The 1,311-nt window shown below is 31.4% G+C and carries 1 protein-coding gene; it reads left to right on the forward strand.

Annotation, left to right across the window (positions count from 1 at the left end; genetic code table 11):
* Positions 1-273 precede the first annotated feature (273 nt).
* Positions 274-876 carry a glutathione S-transferase family protein gene (locus F6K22_RS40985; protein ID WP_293110918.1) on the forward strand — a complete coding sequence of 201 codons (603 nt, stop codon included), beginning with the start codon at positions 274-276 and terminating at the stop codon, positions 874-876.
* Positions 877-1,311 lie beyond the last annotated feature (435 nt).

Genomic DNA, 1,311 nt, shown 5'->3' on the forward strand with positions numbered 1-1,311 from the left:
TAAAAAGTAATTGAGAGATTTCAAAGAATTAAAAGTTACTGTAAAAGTCCATTAGTCAACCTTAATAGTTTATCGAATCACATAGTTCATTTTCATTGCTGATAGCTGACCGCTAATAACTGAATGCTTACATAACTTGACTTCTAAAGATTGAAACTGCACTTAAATATTCAGGAGCTATCTGCGCCACCAATTGGAAGGTTTGAGCAATTATTAACAGCATTTTTACAAAGAAATGGTATAATTATTATCCCTTTCCCAAAAATCAACAATATGTTAAAACTATACGAATTTTCCTCCTCTGGTAACTGTTATAAAATCCGTCTATTATTAACCCAGTTAGAAATACCCTTTAAAAGAATAGAAATTGATATAACAAAAGGAGAAAGTCGCAGCCCAGAATTTTTACAAAAAAATCCTAACGGTAGAATTCCTGTATTAGAAATAGAACCAGGTAAATTTTTATCTGAATCCAATGCAATTCTTTTTTATCTCAGTGCAGGAACAAAATTTTTCCCCACTAATAAATGGGAACAAGCCCAAATAATGCAGTGGTTATTCTTTGAACAATATAGCCATGAACCTTATATTGCCACCTCTCGTTATTGGATAAATATTTTGGAAAAAGCAGAGGAATATAAAGCAGAAATAAAACAAAAACAACCAGGAGGTTATGCAGCTTTAGGTGTAATGGAAAAACACTTAGAAAAATATCAATTTTTTGTAGGCGATCGCTATACTATTGCTGATATTTGTTTGTTTGCTTATACTCATGTTGCCGATGAAGGAGGATTTGATTTAAACCAATTTTCAGCCATCCAAAATTGGATAGAAAAAGTTAAAAACCAACCTCTCTATCAGTCAATGAATAAATAATATAGCAATCATATTTCAGTTGTAAGATTTTAGTTGTAATTAGGAGTCATAACTCAGGAGTCAGGAGTCAGAATATCAAAGGATTTTGATTGATATTAATTGTTCTTAAATATCTATAGCAATCCTCTAATCGGTTGTAATATTTTAGTGGCAGTTAGGAGTTAGGAGTCGGGAGTCAGGAGTCATAATTTTCAAGATTTTCAGGTCAAATTAACTATTATTAAAACTGTCACGACCAATTTAGGATTGCTATATAAAAATTATTCCTGATTGCTATATCAATTTAGAAATATATTTTAGAGGCATTATCTCTCTAGCTACTTTCAAGAAATGGTATAATACCAAATTAATCAAATTTTGCTACAAATAGTAAGGCTATTTCTTAGAAATCAACCCACTCCTAACCCATCCCAGGAGGGTAAGTAAGGAGTCAGA

This window comes from Okeania sp. SIO2F4 (genome assembly GCF_010672385.1).
Taxonomy (GTDB): Bacteria; Cyanobacteriota; Cyanobacteriia; order Cyanobacteriales; family Microcoleaceae; genus Trichodesmium.

Excerpts from the sequence above, each read along its gene's own strand:
- F6K22_RS40985 (WP_293110918.1), top strand. The coding sequence starts at position 274 with ATGTTAAAACTATACGAATTTTCCTCCTCTGGTAACTGTTATAAAATC.